The organism is Xenorhabdus miraniensis (genome assembly GCF_002632615.1).
On sequence record NZ_NITZ01000008.1, the window covers coordinates 67,644 to 89,315 of the forward strand.

14 protein-coding genes are annotated in these 21,672 nt (G+C 44.1%); 9 read left to right on the forward strand and 5 right to left on the reverse strand.

All coding sequences use genetic code 11. From position 1 onward, the window contains the following. Positions 1–47 precede the first annotated feature (47 nt). A complete protein-coding gene (locus tag Xmir_RS09620) occupies positions 48–1,343 on the forward strand; it encodes a polysaccharide deacetylase family protein (RefSeq protein WP_099114162.1) in 1,296 nt (431 codons plus the stop codon). 512 nt (positions 1,344–1,855) lie between these two features. Here the strand turns inward: Xmir_RS09620 and malM are convergent. The 3 genes from malM to malK are packed head-to-tail and all read right to left on the reverse strand — an operon-like array spanning position 1,856 to position 5,218. Then, positions 1,856–2,818 (reverse strand): maltose operon protein MalM, encoded by a 963-nt coding sequence (gene malM / locus Xmir_RS09630; RefSeq protein WP_099114164.1) that lies wholly within the window; start codon positions 2,816–2,818, stop codon positions 1,856–1,858. Further along, a complete protein-coding gene (locus Xmir_RS09635; RefSeq protein WP_099114165.1) occupies positions 2,818–4,074 on the reverse strand; it encodes a maltoporin in 1,257 nt (418 codons plus the stop codon). The genes malM and Xmir_RS09635 overlap by 1 nt, the downstream gene beginning before the upstream one ends. 34 nt (positions 4,075–4,108) lie before the next feature. Then, positions 4,109–5,218 carry a maltose/maltodextrin ABC transporter ATP-binding protein MalK gene (malK, locus tag Xmir_RS09640; RefSeq protein WP_099114166.1) on the reverse strand — a complete coding sequence of 370 codons (1,110 nt, stop codon included), beginning with the start codon at positions 5,216–5,218 and terminating at the stop codon, positions 4,109–4,111. A 364-nt stretch (positions 5,219–5,582) separates the two neighbouring features. Here malK and malE point away from each other — a divergent pair, with 364 nt between their 5' ends. The 3 genes from malE to malG all read left to right on the forward strand — a co-directional run bounded on the left by malE (position 5,583) and on the right by malG (position 9,358). Further along, complete coding sequence (gene malE / locus Xmir_RS09645; RefSeq protein ID WP_099114167.1) at positions 5,583–6,782, forward strand: maltose/maltodextrin ABC transporter substrate-binding protein MalE; 1,200 nt, start codon at positions 5,583–5,585, stop codon at positions 6,780–6,782. Positions 6,783–6,897: 115 nt separating this feature from the next. Further along, positions 6,898–8,454, forward strand: a complete 1,557-nt coding sequence (gene malF / locus Xmir_RS09650) for a maltose ABC transporter permease MalF (RefSeq protein WP_099114168.1) — start codon at positions 6,898–6,900, stop codon at positions 8,452–8,454. Between the two features lie 13 nt (positions 8,455–8,467). After that, positions 8,468–9,358 (forward strand): maltose ABC transporter permease MalG, encoded by an 891-nt coding sequence (malG, locus tag Xmir_RS09655; protein ID WP_099114169.1) that lies wholly within the window; start codon positions 8,468–8,470, stop codon positions 9,356–9,358. A 46-nt stretch (positions 9,359–9,404) separates the two neighbouring features. On the opposite strand, the gene malQ is transcribed toward malG, so the two are convergent. After that, a complete protein-coding gene (gene malQ / locus Xmir_RS09660) occupies positions 9,405–11,570 on the reverse strand; it encodes a 4-alpha-glucanotransferase (RefSeq protein WP_099114170.1) in 2,166 nt (721 codons plus the stop codon). Positions 11,571–11,579: 9 nt separating this feature from the next. After that, positions 11,580–14,069: a maltodextrin phosphorylase gene (malP, locus tag Xmir_RS09665; protein ID WP_099114171.1), complete on the reverse strand. Its 2,490-nt coding sequence runs from the start codon at positions 14,067–14,069 to the stop codon at positions 11,580–11,582. A 355-nt stretch (positions 14,070–14,424) separates the two neighbouring features. Between malP and malT the strand changes: the two genes are divergently transcribed. The 5 genes from malT to Xmir_RS09690 all read left to right on the forward strand — a co-directional run bounded on the left by malT (position 14,425) and on the right by Xmir_RS09690 (position 21,670). After that, positions 14,425–17,139 carry an HTH-type transcriptional regulator MalT gene (malT, locus tag Xmir_RS09670; protein WP_099114264.1) on the forward strand — a complete coding sequence of 905 codons (2,715 nt, stop codon included), beginning with the start codon at positions 14,425–14,427 and terminating at the stop codon, positions 17,137–17,139. A 217-nt stretch (positions 17,140–17,356) separates the two neighbouring features. After that, positions 17,357–18,607 (forward strand): class-III pyridoxal-phosphate-dependent aminotransferase, encoded by a 1,251-nt coding sequence (locus Xmir_RS09675; RefSeq protein ID WP_099114172.1) that lies wholly within the window; start codon positions 17,357–17,359, stop codon positions 18,605–18,607. Then, positions 18,607–19,668: a zinc-dependent alcohol dehydrogenase gene (locus Xmir_RS09680; RefSeq protein WP_099114173.1), complete on the forward strand. Its 1,062-nt coding sequence runs from the start codon at positions 18,607–18,609 to the stop codon at positions 19,666–19,668. The genes Xmir_RS09675 and Xmir_RS09680 overlap by 1 nt, the downstream gene beginning before the upstream one ends. A gap of 26 nt (positions 19,669–19,694) precedes the next feature. Continuing rightward, complete coding sequence (locus Xmir_RS09685) at positions 19,695–20,357, forward strand: HAD family hydrolase (protein ID WP_099114174.1); 663 nt, start codon at positions 19,695–19,697, stop codon at positions 20,355–20,357. Positions 20,358–20,560: 203 nt separating this feature from the next. Then, positions 20,561–21,670, forward strand: a complete 1,110-nt coding sequence (locus Xmir_RS09690) for an MFS transporter (protein WP_208620418.1) — start codon at positions 20,561–20,563, stop codon at positions 21,668–21,670. Positions 21,671–21,672 lie beyond the last annotated feature (2 nt).

Here is a 21,672-nt window from a genome sequence, read left to right on the forward strand (position 1 = left end):
ATGCCCTCTCTTGGTAGAGGGCATTTTTTATTGGATGGAAAATTAAAATGAGACGAATCGTTCATGTTAGTGCAATGGTTTTCTTGCCACTTTTATTATGTTTTTCCTATCCTGTTTTCGCGCAGCACCATGACTCGCCTGACTATCACTATATGGAGTCGACCAGAGACAGTGATATTTATGCCTGGGTCGGTGAACACGTTATCAAGGCTGGTGTATTAAAGAAAAGGCAAAGCCTGAAGGTGTTTGAAGAAGAAGGGGAAGATAAAGATTATTATGCGTTTCATTTTGGTAATGGCACCGGCTATATTGCCAAAGAGCATTTAAAGAAAATAAAAAAATCGGCGTTTCCCGCAGATCCCTTCAATATTCTCCATAAAAAAGTTACCCAAAATTTGGTGGTTTTTAAAGAAGCCAAAATTTATAGCACACCTAAAATTGATAGCAAACCAGTTGGTATTTTGATGGCGAACCTCCGTTACCCGATTGTAAGTAAGTTACATGATCCTTCACATCATACCTGGTATGAAATTAATATGGGTGATCGATTAGGCTACATTAGTGATCAGGATGCAGAATTGGATAATGGCATTCCTTTATTAACCTATCATCATATTTTGCAGGATAAAGAGAATAAACGTTTTCTCCATACCTCAACAACGACATCTCTGACAGCCTTTCGTGAGCAGATGGCTTATTTGAAACAAGCAGGTTACACCACAATTTCATTATATGAATTGGAAGGTTATATAAATGGCACAATTAATTTGCCAGCAAAAGTGGTTGGTTTGACTTTTGATGATGGCTTGAAATCTGTGTATCGTTATGCTTACCCAATTTTGAAAGAAAACAAACAGAAAGCGACATTTTTTATTATTTCATCTCGTATTAAACGTTACCCGCAGAAATGGAACCCTAATAGTCTGCAATTTACCAGCCTCTCTGAATTATATGCCATGCAGGATGTGTTTGATTTTCAATCCCATACCCACTTTTTGCATCGCTTGGGGAAAAATAAGCAACCCATATTATTCAGTCGGTCATATCGTACTATTTTGTATGATTTCGAACGTTCCAGACGGGCCTTGTCACAGTTTAACCCTCATGTACTTTATCTCTCGTATCCTTTTGGTGGATATAACCCGACAGCAATGAAAGCGGCTGAACAAGCCGGGTTTCATTTGGCGGTGACCACGATACAAGGCAAAGTAAAGCTGGGTGATAACCCATTCTCATTGAAGCGATTATATATCTTACGGACTGATCCGATTGAAAAAATGGCAAAAATGATTGCTAATAACCCTGAATCAATGCCTTTGCAACCAATTGATAATCGTATGTAAGATGTAAAATATTTATTCGATAAAAAGCTAAGAGCTATTTCACAATGTTATGATTTATTTGGATTTATTGTGAATTTTGAACCTAATATAAATGTTTTTTACAAGGAATGATGCTGGTGGATATATTGGCAGATATATTAGCAACAATATTGGAAATATTTTATAACACCATAAAATATACTATTAAGTTTATTGCGTGGTTATTTAATGTTGCAATGAAGGATATTGTTATTTCGTTGCTGTCTATAGGTGTTTTATTCTGTTTGTTATTTTCAGTAATAATACCCGAGATCATGTTTATTACCTTATTATTAGTGCTGGTTATTGGTTTCGTCTATAAATTTCGCGGAAAAATAAAAAATTATCTTGATAAGAAAGGGAGTTAAAGAGAATTTTAATTAAATATCATACCGTAACGAGTGATAACAAAAGTCTGTTAAGAAATAATGAAAGGGTTATAGTGATATTTAGTTCTCAAACTCAATAAGCTATAACCCTGTCATGAGTTAAATTTATCCTTTATTTTTTATTAACTTAATAAAAGTTTCTCGTGCGGTTGGCGAACCTAGGCGTTCCGCTTCATCCAACAGTTTCAACGCCTTATCAATATCGCCATGATTAATAGCTCTCCTGATGGCATCATTGAAATACTGTTCTGTATCGCTCAGTACAGGTTTAGCTGCGGATGCGGTAGATTGCGGTACAGTCACGGGGAGTGTTCTTACCGGTGATGTGGATATTTCTTGTGTAGAGCCTACGGTAACGGGTTTTGGTGCTGGTGTAGAAAATACCTGACCAATCAGAATATTGCCGGCATCACGTTCTGACTTCACTTTTAGCGTTAAAGTTCCTGTTTCCGTATGGCGAGCGATCGGATCCGGAATGTCCGGTACTGCGTTACCTACTCCTTGTGCATAGGCTTTAGCGGGATCGACCATTTGTGTAGAGGACTTCAAATCAGCAAAAGTTGTATAAATCAGTAAATAAATTCGCTGTTGTCCTAATGCAGGTGTCAGTTTTAATACACCTTGAAGCCTGTCAACGGACATAATGCCCGGTTGTTGATAGTGAAAATAGTGGCTTGGATAAAAGGCAGCAGGATTCAGTTGTTCATCAAGTACCAGAACATTTGGTGAATATACCTGATTGTCCTTTATCAGACTATTTAACGTGATCTCCAATGAACCTTGATTAGCAGGCAAAGCAAATGCCGCTATCGCCCCGCGGATATCCTCATTAGTAAGTTGTTGTGACGTGCCACTGAGAATAACGGTTTGTGTGTCATGAGTATTAATGGGTTGCCATTGTAACTTGTGTAAGGCTGACAGAGACAAATTTGGTGCAATAGCGTTGGATGTTGCTATTCCTGAACTTGCTTTATTAGTGGTTACAGCATTTGATGCAGCATAACTTCCAGCGGGAATCATGCTGTAGAATAACGTACTGAGACAAAGTACGAGTAATTTCGTTTTCATCACCACCAAGCCTCAAACTGAGCACCAAACGTAAATTCATCACTGTTACCACGGCTGAATCGGTGCGCTGGTGTATCACGATAAGCTACGCCGCCACTATAACCCCATTTCTCATCCCATTTGGTGTAAGTAGCGAATAAACGAATGGCAGGGCGTGACCAGATACTGTCACCGGCTTGCCACTGTTGGGCCAGTGTAATTTTGTACTGATTATTGCTCTTGCTGGTTCGTTGGGATTTTACATTGTCATAGCCAACTTCCATCAAGGTACTCATTACTGGTGTCCATTTGTACATTGGGCGGACACCTACTGTGTACCATGTATCGCCATTGTTATTGTCGAGATCAATATCTTGATACATGGCGACGTACATCAGATCCCAGTTTTTTGCAACACTGACGGCACCATGATTCAGAACGCGCAGCATATGCCCGTCATTGTTGGCACTAGCACCTTCAGCACGCCCATTCCTGCTGGAAGTCAGAGCGTCAGTTGCATACTGTAAGACAAATTTGTTGAAACCACCGAGCATACTTTGGGTATGTTCAGCAGTCAGCATCACACCGTCTTTGGATGCCTTCTGATCAAGCTTATATCCCTTGCGTGCATTAGCGCGTCCATAATTAATGCCAAGCTCCAATGTGCCGCCATCATTGACGGGTAATTTAGCGAGTCTTATATCGAAAACATCATTTGAGGTTGAGATTTTTTTCTTTTCACCGGCAACCCAGCCATGTGAATCACCGGATTCTGTATTGCGGGTTACAGCGAAGGAAAGGTTGCCGAAACCAAGGTCAATATTCTCCAACCCTGCGCCGGGGCCAGAAATATCCCAGTAATAGAAGTCAATCATATGAACATCATGGCGTTGGTAGAAACGTTTACCTGCCCACAATGTTGAACCGGGTAACCAGTCAATGATATTGGTTGCCTTTACGTTTGCTTCACGGAAAGCAGGATTGGTTGCCTCCCAGTCTTTTTCTTGAGATACGGAGTAAGCTAAGTTGGTATCAAAGTAGAAACTCTTGTCACCTTCTTTCCATAATTCCTGACCTAGCTTAAGTTCCGCATAGGTTTCACATTCATTGCCGAGACGGTACTTACTCTGAGCGCCTGTGACTGGGGCGCATTTTTGATCGCCACCGCTACCTGTCCAGCCAATTCCTGAACGGGCATAGCCGTGAAAGTCTACCGCAGCAGCCTGCATGGATAACAAACCAGTGAGCATGGCCAGTGAGAGAGGCAATATACGCATAATGATTCTCCTGTTATTTTTGATAACCGCGGATCTAGATTCCGGGTTCTTTATGTAAACGTTGGCATGCAGTTCCATCTTCACGGAAAAGATGGCAACGGTGGGGAGCTAACCCGATAGTGAAGTCCGCTCCTTCTTGCACGAGAACAATATCAGGCTGGCGGTAGACTAAGTTTTGGTGAATGGCAGGTATGCGGATGTGAATTTGGGTTTCATTGCCCAGTTGTTCCACTATCTGTACTGTCCCCTCTAACGTAACATCAGCAACATCATTAGGCAAAAGGTGTTCGGGGCGAATTCCCAAAGAGACATTACTACCAACCGTGAGCCCTTTACTTTCAACGGGCAACCAAACGAGTTGACCATTAGGCAGGGTAATTTGTACCTGATCGACGGCAATAGCTGAGACTTTGACAGGTAGGAAATTCATTTTCGGTGAGCCAATAAAGCCAGCAACAAAGCGATTGGCAGGATAGTGATAAATTTCAAGGGGTTTGCCGACCTGAGCAATGTTTCCACCATCCAGCACAACAATTTTATCCGCCAGAGTCATAGCTTCAGTCTGATCATGGGTGACATAAATCATCGTGCGTTGCAGGCGCTTGTGCAGACGTGAAATCTCAATTCTCATTTGTACACGTAAGGCCGCATCCAGATTAGAAAGAGGTTCATCCAGCAGAAAAATATTTGGCTCTGCGACAAGTGTTCTCCCAATAGCGACCCGTTGGCGTTGTCCACCGGATAATGCCTTAGGGCGACGATCGAGCAAATGAGCAAGCTGGAGGGTTTCTGCAACTTGTTGCACCCGTTTTTGAATATCACTTTTTTTGACTCCTGCCAGCTTCATGCCGAATGACATATTGTCAGCAACAGAGAGATGGGGATATAGCGCATAAGATTGAAAAACCATGCCGACACTGCGCTTAGCTGGTGGAACATCATTCATCCGTTTTCCCGCCATCAGCAAATCACCGGATGTGATGTCTTCCAAGCCCGCGATCATCCTCAGTAACGTCGATTTTCCACACCCTGACGGGCCAACAAATACGACAAATTCTCCTTCCTGGATATCAAGATTGAGATCTCTGGAGATGACTGTTTCACCATATGATTTAGATACATTGCGGAATGTGACGCTAGACATTTGTTCCCTCCCTCGGATTGGCAAGATTGTGTACAAAATAACAGGTGTAAGAATCCTCCATTCCCGAGTTTTTTATGGGGGAGGAATCAGGATGATGAGATTAATGCGGTTAGGGGATGGAGGAGCCAATTGTCAGATAAGATGTGATTCAAATCGCAAAAAATAATGCCTTATTGGTGTTAACGTTATGATTTTAATTATTTTTGTAACCCAGTTCACACTCATTCTGATTGAGGCGTAGGGCAGGGGAGGATGAGTCTTTTTTCTATTAATTGCACACTGAGAACCATTTTTTAGCCATGTAGCAAAGAAATGAGTAATGAAGAAACTCATCTGAACTGACAAATGATAAAAGGGCGGAATGATGATCAAAAAAAATTTTAAAATGGGTACCCGCACCCTTATGCTGTCTGTTTTAACGACATGGGTATTGTCTGCCCCAGCTTTTGCAAAGTTTGAGGAAGGCAAGCTGGTGATTTGGATCAATGGTGATAAAGGCTACAATGGACTGGCTCAGGTCGGTGAAAAATTTGCAAAGGAAACGGGAATTCCTGTCGTTGTTGAGCACCCTGACAAGCTGGAAGAGAAATATACCCAAATAGCGGCTACAGGAGGCGGGCCGGATATCATTTTTTGGGCACATGATCGTTTTGGCGGTTATGCTCAATCAGGTTTAGTCGCTGAAATTACACCTGACAGCGCTTTCATCAATAAGCTATTCCCTTTTACTTGGGATGCTGTTCGTTATGATGGAAAACTGATGGGATATCCTGTCGCAGTTGAAGCGCTTTCTCTTATCTACAATAAAGATTTAATCAAATCTCCGCCTAAAACATGGGAAGAAATTCCTGCATTGGATAATGAACTGAAAAAGCAAAATAAAAGCGCAATTATGTTCAATTTGCAGGAACCTTATTTCACCTGGCCGCTGATTGCCGCAGATGGTGGTTACGCTTTCAAGGCAGAAAACGGTACTTATAACGTTAAAGATAGCGGAGTGAATAACGCAGGCTCTAAAGCAGGAATGCAGTTTTTGGTTGATTTAGTCAAAAACAAACATCTCAGTGCTGACATTGATTATTCGATTGCTGAAGCCAACTTTAATAAAGGCAAAACAGCAATGACGATCAATGGCCCGTGGGCATGGTCAAATATCGATAAAAACAAGATTAACTATGGCGTTACGTTATTGCCGACTTTCAAAGGAAAACCGTCTAAACCATTTGTGGGTATTTTAACGGCAGGGATTAATGCGGCCAGCCCCAATAAAGAATTGGCGAAGGAGTTTTTGGAGAACTATCTGCTTACGAACGAAGGTTTAACAATGATAGATAAAGATAAGCCGTTGGGAGCCGTGGCTTTGAAATCTTATCAGGAGATCCTTGCGAAAGACCCACGTATTGCTGCCACGATGGAAAATGCTCAGAAAGGCGAAATTATGCCTAATATCTCTCAAATGAGTAGCTTCTGGTACGCCATGCGTAGCGCAGTTCTTAACAGTATTAATGGTCGTCAGACAATCGATGCCGCACTTAATGATGCTGAATCAAGAATGACAAAATAAACAAATAACAGGCTCCTGCTTTGAAAGGAGCCTGAGTACCCATTGGATAGACCCTTAATTACGGGAATTGAATTACGGGAACTTTATCTCGAGTAATCGTAACAGGAAGTGCAAGATGTCAGCGACATTAGAAAAAACAGTATGGTGGCAGCATCCTGCCTTGAAATGGTTTGCTGTAGGTTTGTGCCTGCTTTTTACCGGTTATCTGGTTGTATTGATGTATGCGCAGGGAGAATACCTGTTTGCTATGTTGACATTGATATTACTGGGAAGCGGTATTTATGTTTTTGCCAATCGCAAAGCGTATGTTTGGCGCTATACCTACCCAGGAATTGCTGGAATAGGGTTGTTTATACTGTTTCCGCTTATTTGCACGATTGCCATTGCTTTCACAAACTATAGCAGTACCAACCAATTGACTTTTGAACGTGCCCAGACTGTCTTAATGAGTCGTCAATATCAGGCAGGGCAATCCTTTAATTTTAAACTCTATCCTGCATCTGATAAGTGGATTTTGGCGCTGAGCGTTCCAGACAGCACTCAACCACTGGTATCAATGCCTTTTTCTTTTTCTGAGACGGAAGACATTACCCTGCCTCTACGTGAACAAGAAAAAAGTTTTGAAGGTGATGCCGCAACGTTACGCACGATTACCCAACATCGTCAAGCCTTGAGCCGATTGGTCGCGGTTCTTCCCGATGGTGGTCAGTTACGGATGAGTTCATTGCGTCAGTTTTCCGCTATACATTCTCTTTATTCCCTTGAAGAAGATGGCGTTACATTGACCAATAAACAAACCAGCGTGCAATATCGGCCGAATATGGAGACAGGGTTTTATCAATCCGTTCATGCTGAAAGTGGTTGGGGACAAGAAACATTAAGCCCGGGGTTTACAGTTTCCATTGGCTGGAAAAACTTCCTGCGGGTGATACAGGATGAAGGCATTAAAAAACCTTTTTTGTCTATTTTTGTCTGGACGGTGATCTTCTCGCTGCTGACGGTAGTACTAACGGTTGCATTAGGAATGATCCTCGCGTGTATTGTGCAGTGGGAAGCCCTTAAAGGACGGGCGATTTATCGTGTACTCCTTATTTTGCCTTATGCCGTTCCTTCTTTTATCTCCATTTTGATTTTTAAGGGATTGTTTAACCAGAGTTTCGGTGAAATTAATCTGGTGCTTAACGGCCTGTTTGGCCTTAAACCAGATTGGTTTACAGATCCAACCTTGGCCCGAACGATGTTGATTATCGTAAATACCTGGTTGGGCTATCCCTATATGATGATTCTTTGCATGGGGCTGCTTAAGGCTATTCCTGATGACCTTTATGAAGCATCCGCTATTGATGGTGCAGGGACATGGCAGAACTTCACCAAAATAACCTTCCCGTTGTTGATTAAGCCACTGACACCGTTAATGATTGCCAGCTTTGCTTTTAACTTTAATAACTTTGTCCTGATCCAATTGTTAACCAATGGCAGACCTGACCATATTGGTACAACGACTCCTGCGGGTTATACCGATCTTTTGGTGAGTTATACCTACCGTATTGCGTTTGAAGGCGGCGGCGGACAGGATTTTGGTCTGGCAGCCGCGATCGCGACGTTAATTTTCCTGTTAGTGGGGGCATTAGCCATCATCAATTTGAAAACCACCCGCATTAAATTTGATTGAGGAGAGCAAGAATATGGCGATGGTACAACCCAAATCGCAACGTTGGCGGGTATGGGCAACGCACGTGTTTATGCTGGCTTTTATTGCCTTGATTTTATTTCCTCTGTTGATGGTGATTGCTATTTCTTTGCGTCCGGGGAATTTTGCTACTGGTAGCCTGATCCCAGACACCATTTCTTGGGAACACTGGAAACTGGCATTTGGTTATAGTGTGGAATCTCCTGATGGGAGAGTGGTCCTGCCGCCATTTCCGGTTATGCAGTGGCTTTGGAATTCAGTAAAAGTTGCATCCATTACTGCGATCGGAATTGTTGCATTATCAACAACTTGTGCTTATGCGTTTGCCCGCATGCGTTTTCGTGGCAAAAGCACTTTACTGAAAAGTATGCTGATTTTTCAGATGTTCCCTGCTGTGCTCTCATTAGTCGCATTATATGCTTTGTTTGATCGGCTAGGGGAATATATCCCTTTCCTTGGGCTCAATACCCACGGTGGCGTGATTTTTGCCTATATGGGAGGGATTGCTCTGCATGTATGGACGATCAAAGGTTATTTTGAAACGATAGATCGTTCGCTTGAAGAGTCTGCCATGCTGGATGGGGCGACAACGTGGCAAGTTTTCCGTTTGATATTGCTACCACTTTCTGTACCGATATTGGCTGTTGTGTTTATCCTGTCTTTTATTGGTGTGATTACCGAAGTGCCTGTTGCATCCCTGCTATTACGGGACGTAGATAATTACACGTTGGCAGTGGGCATGCAGCAATATCTTCACCCACAAAACTATCTTTGGGGAGACTTTGCCGCTGCGGCTGTACTTTCAGCTATTCCTATTACGGTGGTTTTCTTGGTTGCTCAACGCTGGTTGGTCGGTGGATTAACATCGGGAGGCGTGAAAGGCTGAAATAAACCGGCAACGATAGGATAACGTTCGTTGCCGGTTTAGCCGGTTATGAAGCTTGTTTTCTGGCTTCTCTTACTGTTTGCAATAATTGCTTGATATGCTCATCCGTAAACATAGCTTCCAATGTGACAGTGAGTTTGCGTCGCCAGTTGGGATATTCCTCAGTTGTACCGGGAATATTGACGGGGTTTTCCATATCTAGCCAGTCTTCAGGTTGTAATCCTAATAAAGCGCAATTGCTATGAGCGATATAGTGATGTACAGCGTAATTGATAGAAGCAGACATGGGGTGTTCGGCTTGCCCTTGTAATGCAGTTTGCTGTGATGATGGCTGTTTATCCGTTTCTATAGGTGATGTTTCTATAGGCGATGTTTCTGATAAATAGCCGTGTTGATTTAAACTTGCCAATAATGCCTGCTTGCAACGTTTACGTTCAGTATATAACTCAGCAAGAAGTGCTTTATCAGGGTACAAACCAATGTCTTCTCCTAAAGAGAGATCTCCGTTTTGCCAAAATCCACGTAAGGTAGGTAAATCATGGGTGGTAATGGTTGCCATGGCTTGCACAGGATATTCATCAGGAGAGCGATATTCACCTTGCTCGTTGCGTTCAAAGTAAAACACTTTATATGAATAAACGCCCCGATCGCGTAACTTATCTACAATCTCTTCCGGAACAATACCCAAATCTTCACCAATCACCAGACAATGATGACGCTGGCTTTCCAGTGCCAGTATCGCCAGAAGATCATCGACCGGATAATGGACATAGACGCCTTTATCAGCAGTTTCTCCTTGGGGGATCCACCAGAGCCTGAGTAAAGACATCACATGATCGATACGCAATGCACCGCAATGGCGCATATTGCTGCGTAGTAATTCAATGAACGGTTGATAGGACTGAGCTTTTAATACATGGGGATTCATTGGCGGAAGCCCCCAGTTTTGTCCTAATGGCCCCAGAATGTCAGGTGGTGCTCCTACCGACGCCTGAGTGCAATAAATGTTGCGGTTACACCATGTTTCAGAACCTCCCTGTGCCACACCCACAGCGAGATCACGGTAAATGCCAATCGGCATGTGGTTGGATTGACTGGTTGTGAAGCACTCAGCAAGTTGAATATCAGCTATCCATTGTAACCAAAGGAAAAACTCGATTTCTTGAGGGTATGAATGACAAAATTCTTTCACTGCTTCACTGGCGAATTCACGATATTTTTCCGGCCATACCGGCCAGCCCCAGTAAGTATTATTTTCTCCATATAGTTTATGGTGAAGTGCATCATAAACTGCTTGAGAGTGAAGATTTTTGCCACCTTTGGTTACAAATTGTTGGAAAGCAAATTTCTGGGGATCATTGCCGGTTCGGTTTTTAAATTGTGGATAAGCGAGACGTAGGGCCGCCATTTTTAGTGCCATGACAGTCGTGTAATCAACCCACTCTGTCTGGCGGGCTTGCTGGAGTTTGAGCTGTGTTTCCGGTGAGTGCCACCACGCTTGTGCTTTGGCACTATCCTTAAAATCCTCTACCTGATGCACTGCAATATAGATGATATTGAGCCAGTGACGGGAGGATGGGCTGTAAGGGCTGGCATTTTCAGGCATGGCAGGATAGATGGCATGAAGAGGATTCAGGCCGACAAAAGCTCCTCCACGTAATGCCAGTTCTTGCAACATGTATTTCAAATCGCTGAAATCACCGATTCCCCAGTTATTTTCTGAGCGCAGGGTATAAAGCTGAACGCAAGCGCCCCAAAGTTTTTCTCCATGTATCAGCGCCTGTGGTTCATAACAACGTTCAGGAGCAACAATGAGTTGCATAGTTTGTTGTTGAGAACTGGCTTCTTGTTCCACTTTTGGTATCAGTGTCAGAGTGTGATATCCCAAAGGGAGGTCGTTTGGTAAAGTGAGCTGATGCTGACAGCGACCATGAAATACTTCCCCTTGTTCAGTGGTTATCTGCCAGTGGTAACTGGTTAGCGGCTTTAGCGGCAGAGTTATCTCCTGACCTTGAATAATCACTGTAACCTGAGGCGAAGAAGGATCCTGTAAGTAAGAAACCGGTCTGTCGACCGGTGTATTTTTACTCATGGCTTCCAATATCCGATGCCGGGTTTCAGCCGGGATCGCCTGTGGTTTTCCATAGGCATTAATATATTCGCTGGTAATGCCGGCTTCAGTTGCTAAATCATCTAGCCATTTGTTTTCCATGCTAAATCCCTATTTGGTTTGCCAAATGCGCTGCTGATAATCCCGAATAGTTCGGTCAGAACTAAACTTACTCATTCGGGCGGTGTTGAGCACAACACTGCGTGTCCAACGTTGAGAGTCACGATACAGGGAATCAATTTGCTTATGGGTATGGCAATAGGAGGCAAAATCAGCCAGCACTAAATAAGGGTCACCAGCATCAATCAGGCTACGTAACATGAGATCAAATGCGTGCGTATCTCCGTGACTGAATTCACCCTTAGCAAGGGAATCCAATATGCCTTTCAGATGATGATCTTGTTGAAGAATATCGTGTGGATTGTAGCCATTATTCAGCAAGGCTTTTGCCTCTTCCACGGTTTTACCGAAGATAAAGATATTGTCGTTTCCGACCTGTTCGGCGATTTCGACATTGGCGCCATCCAGTGTTCCGATGGTGAGTGCGCCGTTTAAGGCCAGTTTCATGTTGCCTGTTCCAGAGGCTTCTTTGCCCGCAGTGGAGATTTGCTCTGATACATCAGCGGCAGGGATCATCAGTTCCGCTACGGAAACGTTGTAATCAGGGATGAAAGCAATCTTGATGCGATCGCGGACGATCGGATCATGATTGATCTTTTCCGCCGCATGATTAATGGCTGAAATGATGTTTTTCGCCAGATAGTAACCGGGAGCAGCTTTGGCACCGAACAAGAAAACACGGGGGTGGATATCCAAAGCCGGATTTTCCTGAATTTGTCGGTAAAGTGACAAGATATGGAGCAGATTCAAATGTTGTCGCTTGTATTCATGCAGACGTTTTATCTGTACATCGAACATGGCATGCGGATCAAGTTTGAGTCCCATGACCTTATTCACATAGTTGGACAGGCGAATTTTATTTTCCTGTTTGATGGTGCGGTAAGCTGCGCAAAATGTGGCGTCATCAGCATAAGGCTCGAGTTGTTTGAGAGCATCAAGATCATTAACCCATTCTTGGTTTAATGTCTGACTGATTAATGCAGAAAGCGCAGGGTTGCACTGTTTTAACCAACGACGAGGCGTTACCCCATTGGTGACGTTGTGGAATTTTGTTGGCCACAATTGATGATATTCAGGGAATAAATCAGACACGATCAAAGATGAATGCAGTGCTGCGACACCATTGACGGCAAAACAGGCGACAACGCAGAGATTAGCCATTCTTACCTGATTGTCATGGATAACCGCCAGTTTTTCCCAGACTTGTTGGTTACCTGGCCAAGTTTGTTCCACGGTTTCTTTAAAACGTCGGTTGATTTCTTGAATGATGCGGTGGTGGCGTGGCAGGAGTTCAATAACCAGTTTTTCATCCCAACGTTCCAAGCCTTCCGGCAGAAGTGTATGGTTAGTATAGGCGAACGTTTGTCCCGTAATTTTCCATGCTGTTTCCCAATCTAACTGGTATTCATCCAGCAGAAGACGCATCATTTCAGGAATAGCGATAGTTGGGTGAGTATCGTTAAGTTGGATAACTTCGTAACGTGCCAGTTCTTCTATTTTACGCCCTGCTTGTTGGTGACGGCGCAGAATATCTGCCACGGCACAGGCACATTGGAAGTATTGCTGCATCAGGCGCAGGCGCTTGCCGGCCTGATGATTATCGTTCGGATAGAGCACTTTGGTTAAACTGGCGGCTTCAATGCCTTGTTGTTCAGCAAGCAGAAATTGCCCATCATTGAAAAGTGACAGATCAAAGGGGCTATCGTATGTTGCCTGCCATAAACGCAGTGGTTGAGTAATGCCATTGCCATACCCAATTACCGGTAAATCCCACGCTTCGCCAATCAGGGTAAATGCAGGGTTCCACGTTTCATGACCGTCGGCAGTTGCCACGATTTCGCCACCAAAACTAACATCAATTTTTAATTGGGCGTTGTGGTGGAACCACGGGTAAGACTCTCGTTCCCAATTATCGGGGGCTTCGATCTGTTGTCCGTGTTCAAAGGATTGGCGGAACAGGCCGTATTGGTAATTCAGGCCATATCCTGTGGCGGGTTGATTGATCGTTGCCATGGAATCAAGAAAACAAGCTGCCAACCGCCCCAGCCCGCCGTTACCCAATGCAGGGTCGGTTTCTTCTTCCAGCAAATCCGTTAAAACGATGCCTTCTTCTGCCAGATAAGCCTGCACATCGTCATACCACCCCAGATTCAATAAGTTATTAGCCGTCAGGCGGCCTATCAGAAACTCCATCGAAATATAGTTCACATGGCGTTGCTTACTTTGAGGTGGATTACTTTGAGGTGGATTACTTTGAGATAGATTGCTCTGAGATAGATTGCTATGGGATGAATTGCCATGGTTTTTCTGGGAAGAGAGAGGAAGTAATTCAGAAAGTGCGGCACTCACGGCGAGCCACCACTGATGTGGGGTCATCTCTTGCAAGGAGGTAAGACCAAAGCGTTGCCATTGGCGTGTGAGAGCCGCTTGGAATGTGGCTTTATTTAGCTTGGTTTTTTCACCTGATTCGAACTGTTGCATGGCGTCGTCATCCTGTCACTGAATAAGGAAAATGTAGAGATTATTTAGCGGAATATGCTGAATGCTCATGGCATGGGAAACATCATCCCGTGAAAATATTCGCGGGGAGGAGTGCAAGGGCGTAGCCATTTCTTTCGAATCTTTTCGCAATTTCATCGAGAAATAGAAAGGTTGTAGTAAAAGAATGTGACAAGGTGCAATTTAACACAATGAAATCAAACAACTTGTTTGCAAAAGATGGGCGTTTCTCTAAATTTGGTTGGCATTGATGTATGTTAAGGGCGTAAGTCAGCCAATCGCATCAAACGGAATTCTGGTATCAGTTTTATTCACTGCTTGTGTGGGGAGAAAATTAATGCTTATCCCATCGAAACTCAGTCGTCCACTTCGCCTGAATAATATGGTTATGCGGGAGCGTCTGTTAGAAAAGTTCAATGAGGTACAAGATTATCGCTTGGTGTTGATAACCAGTCCGGCGGGGTATGGTAAAACCACCCTTATGTCTCAATGGGCTGCCGGACGGGATAATCTGGGCTGGTATTCTCTCGATGACAGCGACAATCAGCCAGAGCGTTTTGCCAGCTATTTGATAGCCGCTATTCAGCAGGCAACGCAAAGGCATTGTGCGAAAAGTGAGGTGCTGGCTCAGAAACATCAGTATGCCAATTTATCCGCACTGTTTGCTCAACTTTTTATTGAACTCAGTGAATGGCAGCAGCCAATTTTTCTGGTGATTGATGATTACCATCTTATAGAGAATGACCTTATTCACGAAGCAATGCGCTTTTTTCTCCGCCACCAGCCAGAGCATTTGACGCTGATGATCTTATCGCGCCATTTGCCTTCATTGGGCGTGGCAAATTTACGTGTGCGTGAACAGCTATTAGAGATTGATAGTCAGCAACTCGCTTTCGATTATCAGGAAACTCAGCAATTTTTTGCCAAACGGCTGGCGCATCCATTGGATGCCGATAATTGCAAACAGTTGTGCAATGACGTTGCAGGATGGGCGACAGCATTGCAGCTTATTGCACTTTCTGCCCGCCAATCGGGCAACACGGCTGAAATGTCAGCGAAGCGGCTTTCGGGGATTAATGCCAGCCATCTTGCGGATTATCTCGTGGATGAAGTTTTAAATCGTGTAGATCAATCGACGCGGGATTTTTTGCTACATAGTTCTATCTTGCGTTCCATGAATGATGGTTTGATTGTTTGCCTGACGGGAGAAGAAAACGGCCAGCAGCGCCTTGAGGATATTGAGCGTCAGGGGCTGTTTATTCAGCGCATGGATGATTCCGGCGAGTGGTTCTGTTTTCATCCTTTGTTTGCATCATTCTTGCGCCAGCGCTGCCAATGGGAAATGGCGGCAAAATTACCTGAATTACACAGAGCGGCAGTGAAAGGATGGTTGATGCAGGGATATCCGGGGGAAGCGATTCACCATGCCCTTGCCGCAGGGGATAGTGTGTTGTTGCGGGATATTTTACTGCAACATGCCTGGGATCTCTTTAACCACAGCAAACTGTCTTTGCTGGAAGAGTGCATGAATGCACTGCCATATGAACAATTATTGGAAAGCCCGCGTTTGGTACTGTTGCAAGCGTGGTTGGCACAAAGTCAGCACCGCCACTATGAGGTGAATGCGTTATTGAATCAGGCGGAGCAATCACTTAAGCAGAAACAAATAGTCATTGAACCGGAGTTGCTGGCGGAATTTGATGCCTTGCGCGCTCAAGTGGCAATTAACGACGGGCGGCCAGCCGATGCAGATGCCTTGGCTGAAAAGGCACTGGCGACCCTGCTGCCGGATAATCAATATGGTCGTATTGTCGCTATGTCGGTGAAAGGTGAAGTATTGCATTGCAACGGGCAACTGGTTAGCGCACTGGCTCTGATGAAGCAAACGGAGCAACTTGCCCGCCTTTGCCATGTTTATCACTATGCTTTATGGGCGTTGCTGCAACAAAGTGAGATTTTACTGGCTCAGGGTTATTTACAGGCTGCTTATGATATCCAAACCCATGCTTTTGATTTAATTCGTGAGCAGCATTTGGAACAATTGCCGATGAATGAATTTCTACTGAGAATTCGCTCGCAGCTTTTGTGGTGTTGGGCACGCATTGATGAATCGGAAGAAGCGGCCCGCCAAGGATTGGAAGTATTGTCCAATTTCCAGCCACAGCAGCAATTACAATGCCTGACGCAATTGGCGAAATGTTCTTTGATTCGTGGCGATATTGATAATGCCCGCCGTTATCTATCCCGTTGTGAGAATTTGCTGAGTAATGGTCAGTATCACCGTGATTGGCGGACGAATACTGACAAACTGCGCGTTATTATCTGGCAGAGTGTGGAAGACAGCAATTCGATGTCTCAGTGGCTGGTGCAGGCAGAACGGCCTGAAAGTTTCTGTAATCACTTCAATCAAAATCAATGGCGCAATATTGCCCGCGCCCAAATCCTGCTGGGGCAGTATGCGGAAGCCGAATCTGTCTTAAAGACACTGAATGAATACGCGAGAGAGTTGGCGCTGATCAGCGACCTGAACAGAAATCTCCTGCTGTGTAATCTGCTTTATTGGCAGCTTGGACGAAAAGCTGAGGCTCAGGATGTTTTGATGGAAGCTCTGCGTTTGGCTAATCGCACGGGATTCATCAGCCACTTTGTCATTGAAGGGGAACTGATGGCTTTGCAATTACGCCAGCTTATCCAGCTTAATATTTTACCGGAAATGGAACAGCATCGGGCACAGCGTATCCTGCGGGAAATCAACCGCCAGCACCGACATAAATTTGCTCACTTTGATGAAGCGTTTGTCGAACAATTGATTCACCATCCTGATGTGCCGGAACTGATTCGTAATAGCCCGCTTACCCAGCGTGAATGGCAGGTATTGGGGCTGATTTATTCTGGCTACAGCAACGATCAGATCGCTGCCGAATTGGATGTAGCTACGACGACTATCAAAACCCATATACGTAATTTATATCAGAAAATGGGCATTACTCATCGGCAGGAAGCTATTCATCAGGCTCAGAATTTGATGCAAATGATGGGGTTGGGCGTTTAATGGCTATTTCCAGAAGTGATTTATTTCCAGTTTAATATAATAAAAGAATATTAATGGAAAAATATATGATATTTCAAATATTAAATAATTTTTAAAATTACATGATATTTTTTATAACGTTTTTGTGATCGAAATAAAATTTAAATGTGCTTAAGCTGGTCTCATCACAGTAGGTGTTTTTTTATTGTTTAACATAACTAATTAGTGGTGAGTCATTATGGAAAATAAAAACCATCTTGAAGAGATGCTTTCTCGTTTTGTGGGTCATGGCCCTTATTTGGCCATTGATGGTGAAAAATATATTGATGCGGCATCAGGGACGTTTAATTTGCCGCTTGGCTACACAAATCAGAGGATTGCAGAAAAACTCAAGCAGCAGATTGATAGATGTACGCATTTAAGTTCGGCTTATACACGTGAAATGTCACAGTATATTTTGACTAAATTACAGAAATATACCCCGGAGGGAATAGACCGTATCTGGTTACGGGATGTTTCCGGTTCTGGTGCGGTTGAATGTGCCATTCGGATAGCACAAAAAGCCACAAGGCGTTCAGGCATTATTTCGTTCTTTCTTGCTCACCACGGTCAATCTTTAGCAACAGCTCATATTTCGGGTAATGCGTTCAGAATCAAAGACTTTCATATTAATATCGATGGTTCGATAAAAATTCCTGCTCCTGCCAGTGTTCTGGCTGAATCACAATCACAATTGGGAGAAGATAAATTTGTCGATTTAGAGCAATTCATTCAATTAGGCTCTAGCGACAATATTGCATGTCTGATTATTGAACCGATTCAGGGGAATGGCGGAAACACGGTTTTCCCTGTGGAATTCTACCGGAAGATCAGGGAAATCTGCCATCAACATGGCATCATCATTATTGCAGATGAAGTACAAACCGGCTTTGGTCGTACAGGAACTTTCTTTGCATCGACAGGTTATGCCAAGGATTTGGAGCCGGATATTATCGTTTTCGCCAAAGGTGCTGGCGGTATTGGTATTCCGACCGGCGGTGTACTGATGCGTCATTCACTGGATGTGTTGGAATCATTTGAACATTCCAGCACTTCTGGTGCCAACCCTCTCTCTTTAGTCGCCCTCAACGAAATCATCGACATTATTGAAGATGATAAGATCTTGGAAAATGTACAACAAAATGAAGCCCATCTGCGTGATGGTTTGTTGAAGTTACAGCATAAATATCCTGAAATCACTGGCGTCAGAGGGGTCGGCTATATGTATGGCTTTGATACACCATCCCCGGAATTTGCTGCACAGGCCATCGCAACAGCCAGCCGCCATCATTTGATTCTGCGCGGTTCCCGCTATGGTAAAGGAAAGGTAATCAAAGTACGCCCACCGCTGATTTGTACACAAGAACATTTGAATGAAATCCTGCATAAGATAGACCTGACTTTTTCAGAGTTAAGCTCTGCCACACATGAATATAGGGAGATTGCATAATGTTAGCGCTTAAATACCATCAGGCATGGAACGTCGAGCTTCAACAAGTTGAACCTTTGTCTTGTATTGAACCGGATGATGTTGTTGTTGATGTCGCTGTGTGTGGCATTTGTGGTACGGATGTAGGGATCATTACTGGTTCTTATCCTGTTGCCGTATCGGGGACGACGTTGGGTCATGAAACCGCCGGTGTGGTGGCTAAAATCGGTAGCGGTGTGACTCAGTTTCAGGTGGGAGATCGTGTTGTCATCAACCCGACCTACTTTTGTGGTCATTGCCGGATGTGCCAGATAGGAAATCCCAATCATTGTGAGAGAAAGTTTGGGACAGAAGCCGGTGTTTCCTATGATGGCGCGTTTGCTGGTCAGTATCTGGCAAAAGAAAACTTGCTAATTAAGTTGGACGATCACGTCAGTATGGAAGAGGCTTCGTTGACTGAGCCACTAAGTTGCACATTAACCGGTGTGGATAAACTGGGGATCACCCATACGAATACTCGTGCGGTAGTGGCAGGGGCCGGCCCAATGGGGATGTTGTACATTTGGGCGCTGCATGAGCGGGGCGTGAAGGCATTTATGGTTGAGAAAAATGAGAGCCGGATGCAGTTTGCCAAAGATAATTTGCCGCCAGAATGTCAGTTATACCCCGATTTTGATACGGCACTGATGCAAGAATATGGTGATAAATCGACGTTGATTGATTTGTGTGTGGATACAACGGGGCAATTGACCGAATACATTTTCGCTCATCTGGCTCCCGGAGGAAAACTGCTGAATGTTGCCCTGAAGGATAAACATGCCAGTCTGGATATCATGAAAATTGCGGATAAAAGCCTTTCTGTCGTTGGCTCCATTGATTCCCTGAACAATAGCTTTGAGCGTGCCTATGCCATGATCCGTGATGGCGTCATTCCTGTAGGGCGTTTGATTAGTCAGACCTTTGCTTTCAAAGATTACCAACAGGCTTTTCTCATCGTCGGCTGTGATCTTGCGGCGAAAGCCCAAGTTCCTCTCAATACCCCAAATTGCAAGGTGTTGATTAGGATCTCTGACCTAAAATAATTAACTGTTTTGAGGCACTGCTTCCGATGAATAGATGGAATGTCATTTTTGATATCGACGGCGTCATTGTCGATAGTGAACAACTGCATTTTGATGTATTGCGCGATGTCGTCGGTGATGTATTGGGTGAACAGGCATCAGGGCACGTGAAGAATATCCAGCCGCAGCAGTTGATTGGACTAAGTCTGGCGGAAACACTGGATGCAATTGGCCTTCCGGCATCTATGCAGCAAGGCATTACTGAAAGGATTATTTCGCGTTATCAAGAAAAATTGTCTGAACATTATCTGCGTCCGGGGATTACTAACTTGATTGCGGCCCTGCAACAAAATGGCACCCATTTTGGGTTTGTTTCCACTGCACCGCGTGATGTGTGTTTGGCGAATTTAAGGTTGTTGGATCTGGATGAACCACCGGCCCTGATCTCTGGTGATGATGTGGAAAGAACCAAACCTTTCCCTGATCCTTATCTGGCAATGTTGAAACTGAAAGCGATGGATGTTCAGCAAACTCTGGTAATTGAAGATACTGATTTGGGAATAGAAGCGGCAAAACAGGCGGGCATTCCATGTATCTATGCCTGGCCTCATGCTTTGTCGTTAACAGAACAGTATGGGCAGGCGACCCGTGTCATTGAAGGGTTGGCGGATATTCCCCAATTTTCTGGAATAAATGCAAAATTAATGTAATGCCTTGATGAGCAATATTTAATGCCCTCCACTAAAGCCAGTAGAGGGCATGTTTTAATGACATATTTTAAAGCGTTATTTGAAAATATTGTTTGGGAATATTGTTTGGGAATATTGTTTAGAAATCTTGTTTTTTAGGAATAATATCTGGAGGAATTGAATTGTCTGAAGAATATACAGTCTCTTCAATAAAGCAGCCTATTATGGCAACGCGAATTTCGTTTTTTATTGCGGGATTCAGTATTGCGAGTTGGGCCCCCCTGATCCCGTTGGTGAAAGAACGCTTAGGGTTGGATGATGGCTCGATTGGGTTGCTGATACTGCTGTTTGGTATCGGCTCTTTTATCATGATGCCGATAGCAGGAATGTTGGCGACTCGTTTTGGCTGCCGAAAGGTTTTTACCTTTTTTGCCTTGTTGGCTATTTTGATATTGCCGGGGTTAAGTGTGCTTTCAACGCCACTGACGTTGGCTTGTGCCCTGTTTTTGTTTGGTGCAGGAATTGGGGCGACCGATGTCATCATCAATATTCATGCGGTCAATGTTGAGAAAAGAGTACACCAGCCAATTATGTCAGGCTTTCATGCGTTATTCAGCTTAGGTGGAATTGCGGGTGCAGGCACTGTCAGCTTATTGCTGTTTATGGGTATTCCCCCATTTCAGGTCACAGTTGTCGTGGCATTATTCGTGATTCTACTGCTATTGCCTGCATGGAATGGGTTGCTGGATAACACTGAAACAGAAGATACGCCATTTTTTGCCTTACCACGTGGCATTGTTATCCTGATTGGTTCCCTCTGCTTTGTTGTCTATCTGATGGAAGGTTCTATGCTGGATTGGAGCGGGATCTTGCTCAGTAGCGTACATAACATGAGCAGCCATCAAGCGGGATTCGGTTACACCCTTTTTGCCATTACCATGACATGCGGCCGGTTTCTGGGCGATAAAATCATTGCGGCATGTGGGTATCGGCGTGTATTTTTGGGCAGTGCCATTTTGGCGACTTCGGGTTTTGTTCTGATTTATCTGGCAACGGGTACTGTTCAGTTAGCTATTGCTTTCCTGATGATTGGTGCTGGCTTATCTAATTTAGCCCCGATGTTTTTCACTGCATCAGGGCAACAGAAAGTCATGCCTGATGCGCTGGCTGTTTCTGCGGTTTCGACGATGGGTTATTCGGGCATCCTGCTTGGTCCGGCAATTATCGGAGGCTTGGCACATCAAGTCACATTACATGGTGCTTTTGCCTTTATTGCTTTGCTTTCTCTTTCATTGTTGGCAGGGTATGGTTTGATTAATACGGCCAAAAAATAACA